Source organism: Flavobacterium praedii (genome assembly GCF_026810365.1).
Taxonomy (GTDB): Bacteria; Bacteroidota; Bacteroidia; order Flavobacteriales; family Flavobacteriaceae; genus Flavobacterium; species Flavobacterium praedii.
The window spans coordinates 701,285-718,322 of record NZ_CP113948.1 but is presented as its reverse complement, the minus strand read 5'-3'; the positions used below and the strand labels follow the sequence as shown (position 1 = coordinate 718,322).

Annotated in this window: 16 protein-coding genes; 7 read left to right on the top strand and 9 right to left on the bottom strand. The window is 32.2% G+C overall.

What is annotated here, in order from left to right:
• Positions 1-138 precede the first annotated feature (138 nt).
• The 7 genes from OYT91_RS03080 to OYT91_RS03050 all read left to right on the top strand — a co-directional run bounded on the left by OYT91_RS03080 (position 139) and on the right by OYT91_RS03050 (position 6,935).
• Positions 139-1,104: a Gfo/Idh/MocA family protein gene (locus OYT91_RS03080; protein ID WP_269223086.1), complete on the top strand. Its 966-nt coding sequence runs from the start codon at positions 139-141 to the stop codon at positions 1,102-1,104.
• Positions 1,105-1,196: 92 nt separating this feature from the next.
• Entirely contained in the window at positions 1,197-2,084 is an 888-nt protein-coding gene (locus tag OYT91_RS03075) for a 3-hydroxyacyl-CoA dehydrogenase family protein (protein ID WP_281239463.1), read from the top strand.
• 19 nt (positions 2,085-2,103) lie between these two features.
• Entirely contained in the window at positions 2,104-2,763 is a 660-nt protein-coding gene (locus OYT91_RS03070; RefSeq protein WP_281239462.1) for a YggS family pyridoxal phosphate-dependent enzyme, read from the top strand.
• A 100-nt stretch (positions 2,764-2,863) separates the two neighbouring features.
• On the top strand, positions 2,864-4,225 hold the full coding sequence (locus OYT91_RS03065) for an exonuclease domain-containing protein (RefSeq protein WP_281239461.1): 1,362 nt from the start codon (positions 2,864-2,866) through the stop codon (positions 4,223-4,225).
• Between the two features lie 9 nt (positions 4,226-4,234).
• The gene (locus tag OYT91_RS03060; protein WP_281239460.1) at positions 4,235-5,080 is read left to right on the top strand and encodes an ion transporter; all 846 of its coding nucleotides are present in this window, start codon (positions 4,235-4,237) and stop codon (positions 5,078-5,080) included.
• A 151-nt stretch (positions 5,081-5,231) separates the two neighbouring features.
• Entirely contained in the window at positions 5,232-6,158 is a 927-nt protein-coding gene (gene miaA / locus OYT91_RS03055; protein ID WP_281239459.1) for a tRNA (adenosine(37)-N6)-dimethylallyltransferase MiaA, read from the top strand.
• A 36-nt stretch (positions 6,159-6,194) separates the two neighbouring features.
• Entirely contained in the window at positions 6,195-6,935 is a 741-nt protein-coding gene (locus OYT91_RS03050) for an acyl-[acyl-carrier-protein] thioesterase (protein WP_281239458.1), read from the top strand.
• A gap of 52 nt (positions 6,936-6,987) precedes the next feature.
• On the opposite strand, the gene OYT91_RS03045 is transcribed toward OYT91_RS03050, so the two are convergent.
• From OYT91_RS03045 to coaBC, 9 genes are all read right to left on the bottom strand, one after another.
• The gene (locus OYT91_RS03045) at positions 6,988-7,695 is read right to left on the bottom strand and encodes a response regulator transcription factor (protein ID WP_269223094.1); all 708 of its coding nucleotides are present in this window, start codon (positions 7,693-7,695) and stop codon (positions 6,988-6,990) included.
• A 3-nt stretch (positions 7,696-7,698) separates the two neighbouring features.
• Positions 7,699-9,282, bottom strand: a complete 1,584-nt coding sequence (locus tag OYT91_RS03040) for a sensor histidine kinase (protein ID WP_281239457.1) — start codon at positions 9,280-9,282, stop codon at positions 7,699-7,701.
• Between the two features lie 59 nt (positions 9,283-9,341).
• Positions 9,342-9,938 (bottom strand): dephospho-CoA kinase, encoded by a 597-nt coding sequence (gene coaE, locus OYT91_RS03035; protein WP_269224524.1) that lies wholly within the window; start codon positions 9,936-9,938, stop codon positions 9,342-9,344.
• A gap of 1 nt (position 9,939) precedes the next feature.
• Positions 9,940-10,938 carry a glycosyltransferase family 2 protein gene (locus tag OYT91_RS03030; protein WP_281239456.1) on the bottom strand — a complete coding sequence of 333 codons (999 nt, stop codon included), beginning with the start codon at positions 10,936-10,938 and terminating at the stop codon, positions 9,940-9,942.
• Positions 10,939-11,056: 118 nt separating this feature from the next.
• Positions 11,057-11,863: an enoyl-ACP reductase FabI gene (locus OYT91_RS03025; protein ID WP_281239455.1), complete on the bottom strand. Its 807-nt coding sequence runs from the start codon at positions 11,861-11,863 to the stop codon at positions 11,057-11,059.
• Between the two features lie 104 nt (positions 11,864-11,967).
• Entirely contained in the window at positions 11,968-13,158 is a 1,191-nt protein-coding gene (fabV, locus tag OYT91_RS03020) for an enoyl-ACP reductase FabV (protein WP_281239454.1), read from the bottom strand.
• A gap of 91 nt (positions 13,159-13,249) precedes the next feature.
• Positions 13,250-14,902, bottom strand: coding sequence for a DNA repair protein RecN (gene recN, locus OYT91_RS03015; protein ID WP_281239453.1), 1,653 nt, complete (start codon positions 14,900-14,902; stop codon positions 13,250-13,252).
• Positions 14,903-14,949: 47 nt separating this feature from the next.
• On the bottom strand, positions 14,950-15,831 hold the full coding sequence (gene porD / locus OYT91_RS03010; RefSeq protein ID WP_281239452.1) for a type IX secretion system protein PorD: 882 nt from the start codon (positions 15,829-15,831) through the stop codon (positions 14,950-14,952).
• On the bottom strand, positions 15,824-17,035 hold the full coding sequence (gene coaBC, locus OYT91_RS03005; protein WP_281239451.1) for a bifunctional phosphopantothenoylcysteine decarboxylase/phosphopantothenate--cysteine ligase CoaBC: 1,212 nt from the start codon (positions 17,033-17,035) through the stop codon (positions 15,824-15,826). Before coaBC ends, porD begins: the two co-directional genes overlap by 8 nt.
• Between the last annotated feature and the right edge of the window lie 3 nt (positions 17,036-17,038).

Below are 17,038 nucleotides of genomic sequence, written 5' to 3'. Positions count from 1 at the left end.
TAGAAAACTAAATCTATTTCCAAATCAAAAAAAAATCTATTTATAATTCACTAAAAACAATAAAAATCGCTGGAATTTAATATTTTTATAAATTGGAATTTCTTATTTTATTACTATTTTTGTGGAAATATCATTATTATGCTAAAAATTGGAGTATTGGGTGCTGGTCATCTCGGTAAAATACATTTGCGTTTATTACAACAATCTAAAAAGTATGAATTAGTTGGTTTTTATGATCCCAATCAAGAAAACGCTGAAAAAATAAGCAAGGAATTTGGATATAAAAACTTCAGTACCATTGCAACATTAATTCATGCTGTTGATGTTATTGACATTGTTACCCCAACACTTTCTCATTATAAATGTGCCAAAGTCGCAATCAAATCGGGTAAACATGTTTTTATAGAAAAACCCATTTCAAACACCGTTGAAGAAGCAGAAGAAATCATTGCTCTCGCAAATGAGTATAATGTAAAAGGACAGGTTGGTCATGTCGAAAGATTCAACCCCGCTTTTATCGCTACCAAAAACATGATCGAAAACCCTATGTTTATTGAAACCCATCGATTGGCAGAATTCAATCCTCGTGGGACTGATGTGCCTGTGGTTTTGGATTTAATGATACATGATATTGATGCTATTTTGAGTGTAGTTAACTCAAAAGTAAAAAACATCAATGCTAGTGGTGTTTCCGTAATTAGTGAAACTCCCGATATTGCCAATGCTAGAATTGAATTCGAAAATGGTTGTGTAGCCAATTTGACAGCAAGCCGTATTTCGATGAAAAACATGCGTAAATCACGATTTTTCCAGAAAGATGCCTATATTTCTGTAGATTTTCTGGAAAAAAGATGCGAAGTAGTAAAAATGAAAGATGCGCCAGAAGTTCCTGGTGATTTTGATATGATTTTACAAAATGCCGAAGGCGTAAAAAAACAAATTTACTTTGCAAATCCTGACGTGGAGCAAAACAATGCTATCCTAGACGAACTAGAATCGTTTGCTGACGCTATCAATAACAATACTACGCCAGTCGTAACATTGGAACAAGCTACTGATGCTTTAAGAGTAGCTTATCAAATTATAGATTGTTTTAAGAAGTAAAAAATCAACACATCCAATTAAAGTTTAAGGTTTAAAATCTATTGTTAGGTTTTAAGTTTTAAACTTTTTTAACTTATAAATAATAATAAAAAATGAAAATTATTGCTGTAATCGGTGCTGGAACTATGGGTAACGGAATTGCTCATACCTTTGCACAAAGTGGTTTTACCGTAAAATTAATTGATGTTTCCGAGAAATCTTTGGATAAAGGAATGGCAACAATAGCAGCTAATCTTGATCGAATGGTTTCCAAAGGAACTATAACCGAAGAAGACAAAGTAAAAACAATCACTAACATCATCACTTATACCGACATTAAAGACGGAGTTGTAGGCGTTGATTTAGTGGTGGAAGCTGCCACTGAAAATGTAGATTTAAAACTCAATATTTTCAAACAATTAAACGATGCTTGTTCGCATAATACTATTTTGGCAACCAATACTTCCTCTATTTCTATTACTCAAATTGGAGCTGTGGTAGCACATCCGGAGCGTGTAATTGGAATGCATTTTATGAATCCGGTACCTATTATGAAATTGGTCGAAATCATTCGCGGTTACAATACCAGTGACGAAGTGACGAACATTATCATGAAATTATCCGAAAAACTGGGTAAAACTCCCGTTGAAGTAAACGATTATCCAGGTTTTGTAGCCAATAGAATTTTGATGCCTATGATCAATGAAGCAATCGAAACATTATACAACAAAGTAGCAGGTGTTTATGAAATAGACACCGTGATGAAACTAGGAATGGGACACCCAATGGGACCTTTACAACTAGCTGATTTCATAGGTCTTGACGTATGCCTTGCAATTTTAAATGTAATGTACGACGGTTTCAAAAACCCAAAATACGCCCCTTGTCCTTTATTGGTTAATATGGTAAGAGCAGGAAAACTGGGAGTAAAATCAGGTGAAGGTTTTTATGATTATAGCGAAAGTAAAAAGGCCGAAAAGATTTCGAAACAGTTTATTTAATCATTAATCAAATCGACTCATGTCCATTCAACAAAACCTTCTGAATATAAAATCAACTCTTCCGGTGCATGTCACTTTGGTAGCAGTTTCCAAAACCAAACCAGTTGCCGATTTGATGGAAGCCTATAATGCAGGTCAACGTATTTTTGGCGAAAACAAAATTCAGGAAATGGCCGATAAATGGGAACAAATGCCAAAAGATATCGAATGGCATATGATTGGTCATGTACAAACCAATAAGGTCAAATATATGGCACCTTTTGTGAGTTTGATTCATGGAGTAGATAGCTTGAAATTATTAGAAGAAATCAACAAACAAGCCTTAAAAAACAATCGAATTATTGATTGTTTACTCCAAATATACATCGCCGAAGAAGAATCAAAATTTGGTCTTGATGAGGAAGAACTAGCAGCACTCCTAGCCTCACCTACTTTTAAAGAGATGAAAAACATCCGAATTGTAGGATTAATGGGAATGGCGACTTTTACGGAAAATCTAAACCAAATCAAAAAGGAATTTACACATTTGAAATCGATTTTTGACAGATTACAACCATTGCAAACTGCAAACTGCAAACTGCAAACTATTTCAATGGGTATGTCAGGCGATTACCAATTGGCAATCGCATGCGGTAGCACAATGGTTAGGATAGGAAGTAGTATCTTTGGGGGAAGATAATAGCCCCCTAACCCTCAAAGGGGGAATAAAGCGAATAGACTTATGAAATTTACACTTTATATTAACAATTACAATTCCCCCTTCGGGGGATAGGGGGCTTATGTACGCAATACTCGACATAGAAACCACTGGAGGACAATTCAACGAAGAAGGAATTACGGAGATTGCTATCTACAAATTTGATGGACACGAAATTGTAGATCAATTCATTAGTTTAATCAATCCTGAAATCCCCATTCAACCGTTTGTAGTTAAACTTACGGGAATCAATAACGAAATGCTTCGTGGTGCTCCAAAGTTTTTTGAAGTTGCCAAACGCATAATCGAAATGACTAATGACTGTGTTCTTGTGGCTCATAATGCCTCATTTGATTATAGAATTCTACGAACAGAGTTTCGACGTTTGGGATATGATTTTAATATTAAAACCCTTTGTACAGTCGAATTATCTCAACGTTTATTACCAGAGCAACCTTCTCATAGCTTAGGAAAACTAGTTAGAGCACTAGGAATTCCTATGGCCGATAGACATCGCGCAAGTGGCGATGCCATGGCCACAGTCAAACTCTTTAAGATGCTTTTAGACAAAGATTTAGAAAAAACAATCACAAAAGAGCTCATTAAATTTGAAGTTATAAAAGGAGTATCTCCCAAATTACTGGACATTATTGAGAGCCTTCCTTCCAAAACGGGCATCTATTATATACACAGAGAAGACGGTAAAATTATCTATATCGGACAAAGTAAAAACATCAAAAAAAGAGTCAATCAGCATTTCACTGGGATAACAACTAGTGCCAAAAAGATCCAAAAAGAAGTCTTCACTGTAACTTATGAAGAAACCGGAAGCGAATTGATTGCGCTTTTAAAAGAAACCGAGGAAATAAAGAAAAACCGCCCCATTTATAACCGAATGTCGCGAAAAAATACCATGTCTTGGGCTATATATGCCGAAAAGGACAGTAATAATTACTTGAATTTAAAACTTCAAAAAGCTGATGGCCGCAAAAAAGAAATTACCGCTTTTGCAAACCAACAAGAAGGAAAAGGAGCATTGAACCACATAACTACCAACTACCAACTATGCCCAAAACTAACAGGCCTTTTAGATCAAAAAACGACTTGTTTGGAGAATGAAAAAAATGAATGTGATGGTGCTTGTACACAAAAAATAACTCCAGAAGAATACAACTCTAGAGTTCAAGTTTTTATTGATAAAAATCTTTTTGATAACAAAAATATGATTATCATAGATAAAGGTCGAAAAACAGGAGAACATAGTGCCATTTTAATCGAAAAAGGAGTCTACAAAGGCTATTCTTTTTATGATTTAAATTATCAAATTAATAATCCCGAAATTCTAAAAAATATTCTTGTTCCTATGCCAGACAACAGAAATTCTAGAGCATATATACAAAACTATCTGAGAAAAAATAGAGTACTAAAAATCATTAATTTTTAATTTTTAAAATTGAAAAAAACGAAGTCAAAATATGAAGTTTTTAGACAAAAAACTCAAATTATAATCTACGGCACCAATACAAAAGCAGGTAGATTATTTGATTTGATTCTTTTGGGACTCATTCTTTTGAGTGTGTTTCTGGTTATGATGGAAACCGTACAAGGATTTGACACTAAATACCACAACCAGCTTGTCTTTGCAGAATGGATCATTACCATCTTCTTTACTTTAGAATACATCTTACGAATCATTTCCATTGACAAACCTTTAAAATACATCTTTAGTTTTTATGGTCTAATAGATTTAATTGCTACATTACCAATGTATGTATCGCTCTTTTTTCCTGGAACAAGAATTTTATCTGTAATAAGAGCCTTGCGTTTATTACGGTTGTTCAAAATCCTCAACCATCCAAAATTTACCAGCCAATCCATTCACATGAAAGAGGCGCTGAATGCCAGCAGAGGAAAAATTACTGTTTTTATTTATTTCGTACTCATTAGTACAATCATCATCGGATCAATAATGTACATTGTCGAAAGTAAAGAAAGTGGCTTTACAAGTATCCCTATGAGTATTTACTGGACTATTGTAACATTAACAACCGTTGGCTATGGTGACATATCCCCCCAAACGCCTCTCGGTCAATTTTTGGCAGCATTAGTAATGATATTAGGGTATGGAATCATCGCCGTTCCTACTGGAATTGTAACTTCCGAATTCGCAAAAAGAAATACAAATCAAGACACAAATATAGATAGTATCAAAACTACATGTACAAAATGTGGTACGTTTACTCTAAACAAAGAAGCAAAATTTTGTTATCAATGCGGTAACAACCTAAATGACAATTAGTAGCTAATCCAGCTGTACTCTACAACTCCTCATTATTCCAGTAGTTTTTCTAAGGCATAAAAGGAGCTTCTTCCAGTCGCTCTTTTATACCAAGAAAAACAAACTAGAATAATTCCGGGGTTTTCGTTTCCATCTGGGCTAAAAAAAGAACATGAAATATTTAATCACCATTGTCGGACCAACAGCCATAGGAAAAACAGCCCTGAGCATCGACTTGGCCAATCACTTTAATTGTGAAATCATTTCCTGTGACAGCCGACAGTTTTTCAAGGAAATGACTATCGGAACAGCTGTGCCAAACAAAGAAGAATTGGCATCAGCATCACACCACTTCATTCAAAACAAATCTATTTTTGATAATTATACTGTAGGGGATTTCGAGAAAGAAGCGCTGACAAAAATCGAAGAATTATTCCAAACCAATGATTATGCCATACTAGTAGGAGGTTCGGGACTATATGTAGATGCCATATTAAAAGGCTTCGACGAATTCCCTCCCATAGACCCTTCAATCCGAGAAAATGTTAATTCAAATTATGAAAAACTAGGAATCGAATACCTTCAAAATCAATTAGAAACTCTAGATCCTTTTTATTTCCAAAAAATCACTTCCGAAAACCCACAAACACTGCAAAACCCGCAACGCATGATGCGTTTTGTAGAAGTTTGCCTCGGAACCGGAAAACCATATTCTTCTTTTTTAAATCAAAAGAAAAACAATCGTAATTTTACACCAATTATCATTGGCCTTGAAGCCGATAGAACTGTAATTTACGAAAGAATAAACCAGCGAGTTGACATTATGCTCAATCAAGGACTCTTGGCCGAAGCTGAAGCTCTATACTCGAACAAAGAACTAAATGCCCTGCAAACAGTCGGATATCGAGAATTATTCAGCTATTTTGATGGCGATTTTACATTAGATTTTGCTATAGAAGAAATCAAAAAAAACACCCGCCGATTTTCAAAACGTCAACTCACTTGGTTCAAACGAAAAGAAAACACCAAATGGTATGATTATTTAGCTGATAGAAAAAAAATCATTAGTTATATTAATGACCAAATTCATAATTCATAATTCATAATTCATAATTCATAATTCATAATTATTTATATGCCAATAAGTCCAAATTTTACTTCCGTTTTAAGCAAAGACTGGGAAATCAATTTTACCCAATGCACACCAAATGGGTATTTAAAATATACCGATTTATGTAACCTTTTGCAATTAACAGCTGCTGCTCATTCCGAAGTTGGCGGCATCAGTTTTACCGATATGCAAGAATTCAACCAAGCTTGGGTTTTAAGTAGAATGCGTGTAGAAATTTCAGAGCTTCCCAAATGGAGAGACGTGGTAACGGTAAAAACTTGGATCAATTCATTAGAAAATTCTCGTTCCGTTAGAGCATTAGAAATGTATGTAAACGGAAGAAAAATAGTAGGATCGGAGACTTTTTGGGCTGTTTTCAACACTAAAGCCCGCAGACCGGAACCTTTGGCACTACCCCATCAACATTTTGAATTATTTCCCGAAAACAAAGCTACAGAAATAGGATTTTCAAAAATAAATTTGACTCACGAAAAAGAAATAATATTTGAAAGAACCGTTTTCCTATCCGATTTGGATATCGTAAATCATGTCAATAATGTAAAATACTTAGAATGGTGCTTGGATTTAATCGATGAAAACAAAATATTTCACCAAGAAGTAAAAAGTTTCGAAATGAATTTTTTAAAAGAACTTTCCCTTAAAGACAAAGTGATTCTACACGAATGTCTAAACGATACAAATGCTGTTTTTAGCATTACCAAAGAGGACAAAACATGTTTTGCTTTACAACTCAATTGGAAATAAAAAAAGCTTCGAAATTAATCGAAGCTTTTTATTATGTCTTAAATGGAATTAATTATTTAGATTTTACAACTAATCTAAATCCTTCTCCATGTATGTTTAATATTTCAACATCCTCATCTTGTTTCAAATACTTTCTAAGTTTGGCAATATAAACATCCATACTTCTAGAGGTGAAATAGTTATCATCTCTCCATATTTTTGTTAGTGCCAATTCTCTAGGCATTAAATCATTTTCATGAAGAATCAACATTTTAAGTAACTCATTCTCTTTAGGAGACAACTTAATTGGCTCTTCATTATTAAAAGTTAAGAAACGAAGTTTTGAATTTAAATGAAATTTACCAATATTGAATTCAAATTGAACTGCTTCCGCTTTTACATCAGATGCTTTTCTTTGAATAATGGCTTTAATTTTCATTAATAAAACTTCAGAATCAAATGGTTTGTTCAAATAATCATCTGCACCAGCTTTGTATCCTTTTAAAACATCCTCTTTCATAGATTTTGCAGTAAGGAAAATAATTGGCACTTCATTATTTTTTTCTCGAATTTCTTTTGCCAAAGTATACCCATCTTTATAAGGCATCATTACATCAAGAATACACAAATCATAGGAATCTTTTTTGAACTTTTCAAAACCTTCCATACCATTTTTTGCTAAAACAACGTCAAAATCATTTAGCATTAAATAGTCTTTTAGAACTGCACCAAAATTAAGGTCATCTTCTACTAATAGTATTTTTTTGTTTGTATTTTCCATACTTTAATTTATTAAAGGTAATTTTATAATAAAGGTACTTCCCTTTCCCTTTTCACTTTCAACATATACTTGACCATTATGGTCGTCAACAATTCTTTTCACATAAGCAAGACCTAATCCATGGCCTTTTACGTTATGTATATCTCCAGTATGCTCTCTGTAAAATTTTTCAAAAATCCTTTTTTGAGCAATTTTACTCATACCAACACCATTATCCTTAATTTTTACAAGAACCATGTCCTTAATATTCTCAGTATAAACATCGATTTTAGGAATACCCGGTGTATATTTTATAGCATTTTCAAAAATATTAACGATTACATTTGTAAAATGAACGTCATTAAGCAAAACTGTTTTTCTAATTGCTCCAAAATGTGTGCTAATACTTCCTTCCCTATCTTCAAGAATTAAACTAACATGCTCAATGGCATCATTTATAATTTCTTCAATATCAGTAGATTCTTTTATAATATTTAATTCTTTTTTCTCTAATTTTGATATCCTTAACACATTTTCAACTTGCGCATGCATTCGTTTATTTTCATCCCGAATCATTTCTAGATACTTTAAAACCTTTTCTTTGTCATCAATAATTTTTGGATTCTTAATAGCATCCAAAGCAAGATTTATGGTAGCAATCGGTGTTTTAAATTCATGCGTCATGTTATTAATGAAATCCGTTTTAATTTCGGAAATCTGCCTCTGACGTATTAACTGATTTAAAGCACTTGTATAGGCAATAATTATTATTAAAGTAAAAATTATAGATAAAATAGTAATACTAACTAATTCAGATAACAAAAACTTCTTCTTATGAGGAAAAGTAACCAATAATTTATACTTTTCATTTCCTTCATTATCAGTAAAAACAGGAATAGAATAGGTAGCATCTTTATCATATTTAAAATCATCCGATTGTATTTTAGTTGCTATTCCATTACTGTAAATACCAAATTCAAATTTTGTTTTAACACCATATTCTTCTAATTCTTTCTTAATAATTTCTCTTAAGACTTCTTTTGAAATTCTCTCCTCAAGCGGCATTGCTGAGGCAATATCTTTAAAGAAGATTTCAAATTGTGCATTATCGAGCACATCTAAATTTCCAGATTTTTCGATTTTAATATCCGGAATTAAACTCTGCTGTAATCCTGAATTATCTAATTTATTATTGTTATAAACTTCTGTTACTCGTTTTGAATTAAAGTTTTTAAAACTTTCAGTGTCAAATTTCTTATCAAATAAACCAGCTGATATTTTAAAATCTTCAGAAATTATACTGTTAGAATAAATAATTGTCTTATTGGTCTTCGGATTCTTTTGAACATAATAAAACTCCAACAAATCATCTCTTTTTGGTATTTTACCGGTACTATCTTTGTAATGATTGTATTTATCATAAAAACTATACGCTTCTCTGCTTTGTAATTTATTTGCAACGTTACCTATTACTTGTTTTACATGAAATTTAAATTGCTCATCATTGTTTTTAAACGAATTATTGAACCAATATACTTGAACAAGAATAATCCCAATCAAGGACAAACTCATTAACAAGACTAGTATTCTAAAAAATAACTTATTCATTTAAGCAAAATTAGTATTTTAACAATATATTAAACAATGTATTAACCAAAGATTAACATTTAAGATATGATTTGATTAATTCCTAAAATTTTAAGAATTTTAACAATCTCTAACTTTCGCCCCTTTGCGGTACTATTATCGATAATAAAATCGCTTTTTGATGATTTTTCCTCATCATTCCATTGATTTTTTATCCTTTCCAATACTTTTTCCCTAGTGGTATTATCTCTTTCCATCACTCTTTTAATTCTCATTTCAAGAGGTGCAACCACATTAATTACATAATCACATGATGTATAACTCCCACTTTCAAATAAAATTGCGCTTTCATAAATTACGAAAGGATAATTTTGATGCTCTTGAAGCCATTTTTTAAAATGTTTATTAACGGCGGGATGAACTATATTATTAAGTTGTTTCAACTTAATTGGATCATTAAAAACAATTTCGGAAAGTTTGTCTCTCTGCAATAGTCCATTTTCAAATACAGCATCACTAAAAACTTCTCTAATCTGACCCAAAACAAGATCAGTCTGCATTAAGTTTTTTGCTTCCTGATCTGTTATATAAACTGGTATATCAAAGGAAGAAAACTCCTTGGCAACAGTAGTTTTACCACTTCCAATTCCTCCAGTTAAACCAATTATTTTAGTCATATTATAATTTAAAAAACAATTCAGGAAAAGCTTTTTTAGGATCTTCTTTTAACAAAATAACTTTAATATACGATTTTAGAAATCCCATTCCATACCCATAAAACTGTTTCCAAACAGCAATAATTGACAAGTATCCAATTTTAATACTTTTATTCTGTATTGTAGACAACAAAAACAGTGCCAAAAAATAGCAAAAATAAAATTTAAGCAGAATATCTTGATTAAAAACCAACATCACTAAAGATACAAAAAATCCTATAATAAAAAAAGTTGGGAAGAAAAATGTCAATTTGTTATATTTTGGATACCAACTATTGAGTATTGGCCTTGCTTTACCAAATTTATATACTTGCAAGGAAAATTTTTCCCAGTCTATTCTTCTTTTATGATATACGAAGGCTTTTTCAAATAGTCGTGTCTCGAAGCCTAATTCCCACAAACGTATAGATAAATCAGGATCTTCTCCAGGATGAATATCACCAAACCCTCGTGAAGCTAGAAATGCTTTTCGAGACAATCCCATATTAAAACTACGAGGTTGAAATTTACCTATTTTTTCAGAACCTCCACGTATTCCTCCTGTAGTAAGAAAAGAGGTCATTGCAAAATTAATAGCTTTTTGAATATCTGAAAAACTATCCATTGCTTTATCTGGACCTCCAAAACAATCTACATAATTCTCTTTCAATGCCTTTTCTACTTCATTTAAATAGTCACTTGGAATTATACAATCCGAATCAAAAATAATATAATAATCGCCTCGAGCTTTATGCATACCATAATTTCTGGAATCTCCAGGACCCGAATTTTCTTTGTAATAATAGGAAATATCCAATCTGTCTCCATATTTTTGAGCCACATCTTGACATCGAATTGTGGACCCATCTTCGACAAGTACAATTTCAAAAATATCTTGGTAGGTAGATTGCGCTAAACTTTCTAATAATTCATCAACTTCATCAGGACGATTATAAACGGGAATGATTAATGAAAACAACATAATAGTATTGAGTTATTATAATTTTATTCTTAAATTTAATTTTGCAAAGTTAATCTTTAAATACAAAAAAACATCAAATTAATAAATGATGGTTTATTAAAACAAGAGACTAATCTATTTATTCAAACATTTCCATTACTTCTTGACTTACACCCATATTTGAAAAACCACCATCATGCAATAAATTTTGCAAAGTCACTTTTCGAGTCAAATCAGAGAACATAACAACTATATAATCCGCACATTCCGCAGCTGTTGCATTACCCAAAGGTGACATTTTATCCGCAAAAGCAATAAAACCACCAAAGCCCTTTACACCTTGCCCAGCTCTAGTGGCTGTCGGAGATTGCGAAATAGTATTGACTCTCACTTTTTTGTCCCTTCCAAAAAAATACCCAAAACTACGCGCAATAGATTCCAAATACGCCTTATTATCAGCCATATCGTTATAATCCGGAAAAACACGTTGCGCAGCCATATAAGACAACGCAATAATACTACCCCACTCATTCATGGCGTCTTTTTTATATAACACTTGCATCAATTTATGAAAAGAAACAGCAGAAACATTCCAGCCTTTTTCAGTAAATTCATAATTCTGATTCGTATAATGATTCCCTTTACGAACATTTACCGACATACCGATAGAATGCAAAACAAAATCAATTTTACCTCCAAGAATTTCGACCGTTTTATCTACCAAAACTTCTAAATCTGCAACCGAAGTGGCATCAGCTGGAATAATTTGGCATCCTATTTTTTGCGCTAATGTTTCTATATTCCCCAATCGCATTGCTGCTGGTGCATTTGTCAAAACAAAGCTTCCTCCTTCTTCATGAATGCGCTCTGCGGTTTTCCATGCTATGGAATTTTCGTCCAAAGCTCCAAAAATAATTCCTCTTTTTCCTTTTAGTAAATTATACATAAATTATTTTTTTTAAAATTTAATTACAAAAAAACACCTTATTTTCTTGATTTTAAACCATCAAGTAATAAGGTGTTAATGTTATATATAGTAATGATTTCTAATTATCCAATACTTGGAATAGCAACCACCTCATCGGTGTCTGCTTTGTAATCTACACCTTCAAATCCAAAACCAAATAGATTATTAAAATCCTTTCTGTAACCTTCTAAATCTCCTAATTCCGCAAGATTTTCGGTAGTAGCTTCCGACCATAATTTAGCAATTTGAGCTTGAACATCCTCACGCATTTCCCAATCATCAACACGGATTCTACCTTTTTCATCTGTAATCATAGGCTCTCCCGTGTATAATCTTTGCTGATACAAGCGTTGAATTTGCTCAATACATCCCTCATGAATTCCTTTTTCTTTCATTATTTTATATAATAAAGAAATATATAACGGAATAACCGGAATAGCGGAACTAGCTTGAGTCACCAAAGCTTTGTTTACCGAAACGTAAGCTTTACCATTAATATCTGCTAAACTATCTGAAATAGTAAATGCAGTAGCTTCAAGATGATCTTTTGCACGACCAATAGTACCTTTTCTATAAACGGCCTCTGTTAATGATGGTCCAATATAAGAATACGCAATTGTTGTAGCACCCGGTGCTAATAGATTCTCTGCTTTCAAAGCTTCAATCCACATCGCCCAATCTTCACCTCCCATTACTGCCACTGTATTAGCAATATCCTCATCATCACAAGGTTCTATAGAAATTTCTGAAACCTTTCCTGTATGAAAATCAACTGTTTTATTGGTAAAAGTACTTCCAATTGGTTTCAAAACCGAACGGTGCAAAACTCCAGTATTTGGATTTAAACGTACAGGCGAAGCTAGACTGTATATAATTAAATCAACTTGTCCTAAATCAGCTTTGATAAGATCTAATGTTTGTCTTTTAACTTCATTTGAAAACGCATCACCGTTAATACTTTTTGCATACAAACCCGCTTTATGAGCTTCCTTTTCAAAAGCTGCAGAATTGTACCAACCTGGTGAAGCTGTTTTACCTTCAGCAGGCTCTTTTTCAAAAAACACTCCAATTGTAGCAGCATCCGAACCAAAAGCACTTGTTATTCTTGAAGCCAAACCAAAACCTGTTGAAGCCCCAATAACCAATACTTTTTTAGCTCCTGCAATTGGTCCTTTTGATTTTACGTATTCAATTTGATTTTTAACACTTTGTTCACATCCTTTAGGCTGGGCTGTCAAACAAATAAATCCTCTCATTCTTGGTTCTATAATCATAGTATTCTATACGTTAATTTATATTGTAAATTTTCAATTAATTGAATTTCTAAAGCTTTTAAAATTGAATGGGCAAATATAGTTCAATTATTTAGTTCAACAAGGCTTTTGCATGATTTAAGGCCGAATCTGAAATAACAGTTCCTGATAGCATCTGTGCAATTTCGATCACGCGCTCTTCGCTGGTTAATAATTTTAATTCTGATTGTGTATCTTCCCCAACGGTTGATTTAAACACTTTAAAATGTTCCGTTCCTTTTGCTGCAATTTGAGGTAAATGTGTTATAGCAAATATTTGCATATTTGTACTCATTTCTTTCATGATTTCACCCATTCTATTAGCAATTTCACCAGAAACTCCAGTATCAATCTCATCAAAAATTAAGGTAGGTAATTTAGAATATTGTGCCAAAATTGCTTTTACAGCTAACATAATTCGAGACATTTCACCTCCTGAAGCTACTTTTTTCAAAAGACCAAAATCGGTTCCTTTATTCGCAGATATTAAAAATTGCAATTCATCTTTTCCATTTTCAAAATAGGTGGATGCCCTTTTTATTTCCATATTAAAACGCACATTTGGCATTCCTAAAGTATCTAGAATGGTGATCAATTTTTGAGACAAAATAGGAATTGCTTCTATCCTTTTTGCATGAATGGCATCGCAAATTTTATCCAACTGTTTGACATTAGCATCTACTAAATCAGTTAGTTTTACAATTTCCTCATCAATATTTCCTAATTCCAATACCGAATTTTCTAAATTAGTTTGAATAACTAATAAATCATCAACGGTTTTTACTTGATGTTTCTTCTGCAAATTGTAAATTAATTGCAACTTTTGATTAATCAAATTTAACTGTTCAGGATCATTGATTAACTTTTCTGTACAGCGATTCAACTCAATTGCTATATCATCAAATTCAATTTTCAAACTGTTTATCCTTTCAAATAAAATACTATAATCAGGAGAGAAAACAGCAATTTTCTGTATTGCATTTTTTATTTCATTCAAATTATGAAACACACCAATTTGTTCTTCATTTGCTATAGCCAAAGATTTATCAAGCGATTCCTTGATAATCTCAACATTATTCAATTGTTCATAATTTTCTTCTAGTAGCTCTTGCTCACCGGATTTTAATTTGGCTGTTATCAATTCTTCCAAAAGAAAAGTATTGTATTCTTGTTCTTTAGATGCCTCTGTTTTTCTTTTAACAAGAGCATTCAATTTAGATTTATCCGATTTATATGTTTTTAAAACCAATTGATATGCCATAATAGAATCAAAATTATTAGCAATAGCGTCAATAATTTTAAATTGTACATGCTCATCAGACAATTCTTGAGTTTGTTGTTGCGAGTGTATATCGATCAAAAACATTCCCAATTCTTGTAATTCCTGCAAGTTTACAGGACTATCATTAATAAAAGCTCTTGATTTTCCAGACGGCAAAATTTCTCTACGAATAATGGTTTCATTTTCATAATCTAAATCATTTGCCTCAAAAAAAGGAAGCAAACCATATTTGGAAATATCAAAATGCGCTTCAATAATACATTTTTCGTCTTTATTTTTTAACGAAGTTAAATCGGCTCTTTTACCTAATGCTAAACCTAAAGCTCCGAGAATTATCGATTTACCAGCACCTGTTTCACCAGTAATAATGGAAAAACCTTTTGAAAAATCAATAGTTAATTTTTCGATTAACGCATAATTTTTTATTGCAAGTGAAGTTATCATTTATTGATTATTTGGAGTAATTTGAATTAATGAAAAAATATAAAAACTTAATATTTTAATAATTGCCATTTACCGGCATAAGAAGAAGATGTTTTATTCAAACTATCAACCAAATCATTTATTGGAATCTTTGGGCCACCCGAAAAAACAGAAACAATTTCATCTGATTTCGAATCCATAAAAATTCGTAATAAATAAGAATTTGGTTTACTGCCATTCAATTTTGACAAATTTATCAAAGAACCTTTAATAATTTCCTTTGCTTTTTTTTGATCTTGACTCATATTATCCATACCTAAATAATATTGATAACTTGATTGTCTAATTTCAAAAAATGTTGGAGACAATAAATCATTAATTAAAATAAATCTACTCAAAGTTCCATCGGATTGATTCCATCCTTTGTATCCACCTTGCTGTGCTAGAGTAGATATATTAATGGCTTCTTTAAAATATTTATCACCAAAAAGTGGAACAAAAGTGTCCGCATCCATTCCTAGAATAATATAACTATAAAAAGACAAAACCGAAACTAAATTAGAATCATAACTATTTGGATTATAAAGCAAATTTTCGAATTCAGTATAATTAAAAGTAAAATCTTTATCATTTATATTTAATACAGGAGATGAATACGTAGAATTATAAATATTTCTGGAAGATTGCACTTGAATATTAGCCACAAATTGATCCGAAGAATAATTGGAAAGCGTAATATACATTGAACAATCTACCTTTTCTTTTTGCGAAAGGGCTTGTCCTGTCCAATCTGTTTTATTTACAAATTCAGTTATTGCTGTTTCCAACGTCTTGAAGATTTGCTGGTTGGGATTGTTTATTTTTTGAGTATTTAAAGTAACAGTACAGTTTAGCTGTTGGGCATGCAAACAGCCACAACTAAAGAACAAAAATAAAACAAATCTAACCATAAAAATGTGCTATTACTTTGTTTAAAATATCATCAGCCACGGCTTCTTTTGATTTTAAATCCATTGATTCTATTTGAAAAGAACTATCTATAAAAGTAACTTTGTTTGTACTTTTTTTAAAACCTGCACCATGATCTTGTAGTGAATTAAGAACAATCAAATCTAAGTTTTTTTTCTGAATTTTAGCCTTTGCATTTTCAATTTCATTTTCAGTCTCCAAAGCAAAACCTATTAAAAATTGATTTTCCTTAATTTCTCCTAATGAAGCAAGGATATCTTTGGTTTTTTCGAGTTCAATTATAAAATTGTCAGCTGCTTTTTTTATCTTTTGCAGTGATACATTCTTAGGTTTGTAATCAGCAACGGCTGCAGCAGCAATTGCTACATCTACATCTTTGTAATATTGATGACAGGCATCATACATTTCTTGAGCACTTTCAACAGGTATTAAATGAACTAAAGAGTGATTGATTGTACAATGGGTTGGTCCAGAAACAAGATAGACTGTTGCTCCTAAATTGGCGGCACTTTGAGCAATATCGAAACCCATTTTACCAGAAGAATGATTACCTATGAAACGCACTGGATCAATCGCTTCATAAGTTGGCCCAGCGGTAATTAGTATTTTTTTTCCTTTAAGAGGCAATTTGCTTTCGAGATCTGATTCTAGAAACAAAACAATATTTTCAGGTTCGGCCATACGACCTTCTCCAAACAAACCACTTGCCAATTCACCATTTTCTGCATGAATCATTGTATTACCAAAAGCTTTCAAAGTTCTAAAACTTTCTAAAGTAGAAGGATGAATATACATATCTAAATCCATTGCAGGCGCAAAATAAACAGGACACTTAGCAGACAAATAACATGCAATTAGCAAGTTATCGCACAGCCCATTAGCCATTTTAGATAAAGTATTGGCAGTTGCAGGAGCAATCACCATTAAATCAGCCCAAAGTCCTAATTCTACATGGCTATTCCACTCCTCATTTTGTTCTTCTTTATTATAAAATTCAGAAAAAACGGGATTCTTGGATAGCGTTGATAAGGTAAGTGGGGTAATAAAATCCTTAGAAGCAGGTGTCATTATCACTTGGACATGTGCACCTGCTTTTATGAAGAGTCTAACTAATGTAGCTGTTTTATAGGCGGCAATTCCACCAGAAATTCCCAGCAAAATCTTTTTTCCGCTTAAAACTGACATTAT

Coding starts and splice junctions, on each gene's coding strand:
- OYT91_RS03065 (WP_281239461.1), top strand. CDS start 2,864: ATGTACGCAATACTCGACATAGAAACCACTGGAGGACAATTCAACGAA.
- recN (WP_281239453.1), bottom strand. CDS start 14,902: ATGATAACTTCACTTGCAATAAAAAATTATGCGTTAATCGAAAAATTA.
- OYT91_RS03080 (WP_269223086.1), top strand. CDS start 139: ATGCTAAAAATTGGAGTATTGGGTGCTGGTCATCTCGGTAAAATACAT.
- OYT91_RS03075 (WP_281239463.1), top strand. CDS start 1,197: ATGAAAATTATTGCTGTAATCGGTGCTGGAACTATGGGTAACGGAATT.
- OYT91_RS03030 (WP_281239456.1), bottom strand. CDS start 10,938: ATGTTGTTTTCATTAATCATTCCCGTTTATAATCGTCCTGATGAAGTT.
- OYT91_RS03025 (WP_281239455.1), bottom strand. CDS start 11,863: ATGTATAATTTACTAAAAGGAAAAAGAGGAATTATTTTTGGAGCTTTG.
- coaBC (WP_281239451.1), bottom strand. CDS start 17,035: ATGTCAGTTTTAAGCGGAAAAAAGATTTTGCTGGGAATTTCTGGTGGA.
- OYT91_RS03070 (WP_281239462.1), top strand. CDS start 2,104: ATGTCCATTCAACAAAACCTTCTGAATATAAAATCAACTCTTCCGGTG.
- miaA (WP_281239459.1), top strand. CDS start 5,232: ATGAAATATTTAATCACCATTGTCGGACCAACAGCCATAGGAAAAACA.
- coaE (WP_269224524.1), bottom strand. CDS start 9,938: ATGACTAAAATAATTGGTTTAACTGGAGGAATTGGAAGTGGTAAAACT.
- OYT91_RS03050 (WP_281239458.1), top strand. CDS start 6,195: ATGCCAATAAGTCCAAATTTTACTTCCGTTTTAAGCAAAGACTGGGAA.
- OYT91_RS03045 (WP_269223094.1), bottom strand. CDS start 7,695: ATGGAAAATACAAACAAAAAAATACTATTAGTAGAAGATGACCTTAAT.
- porD (WP_281239452.1), bottom strand. CDS start 15,831: ATGGTTAGATTTGTTTTATTTTTGTTCTTTAGTTGTGGCTGTTTGCAT.
- OYT91_RS03040 (WP_281239457.1), bottom strand. CDS start 9,282: ATGAATAAGTTATTTTTTAGAATACTAGTCTTGTTAATGAGTTTGTCC.
- fabV (WP_281239454.1), bottom strand. CDS start 13,158: ATGATTATAGAACCAAGAATGAGAGGATTTATTTGTTTGACAGCCCAG.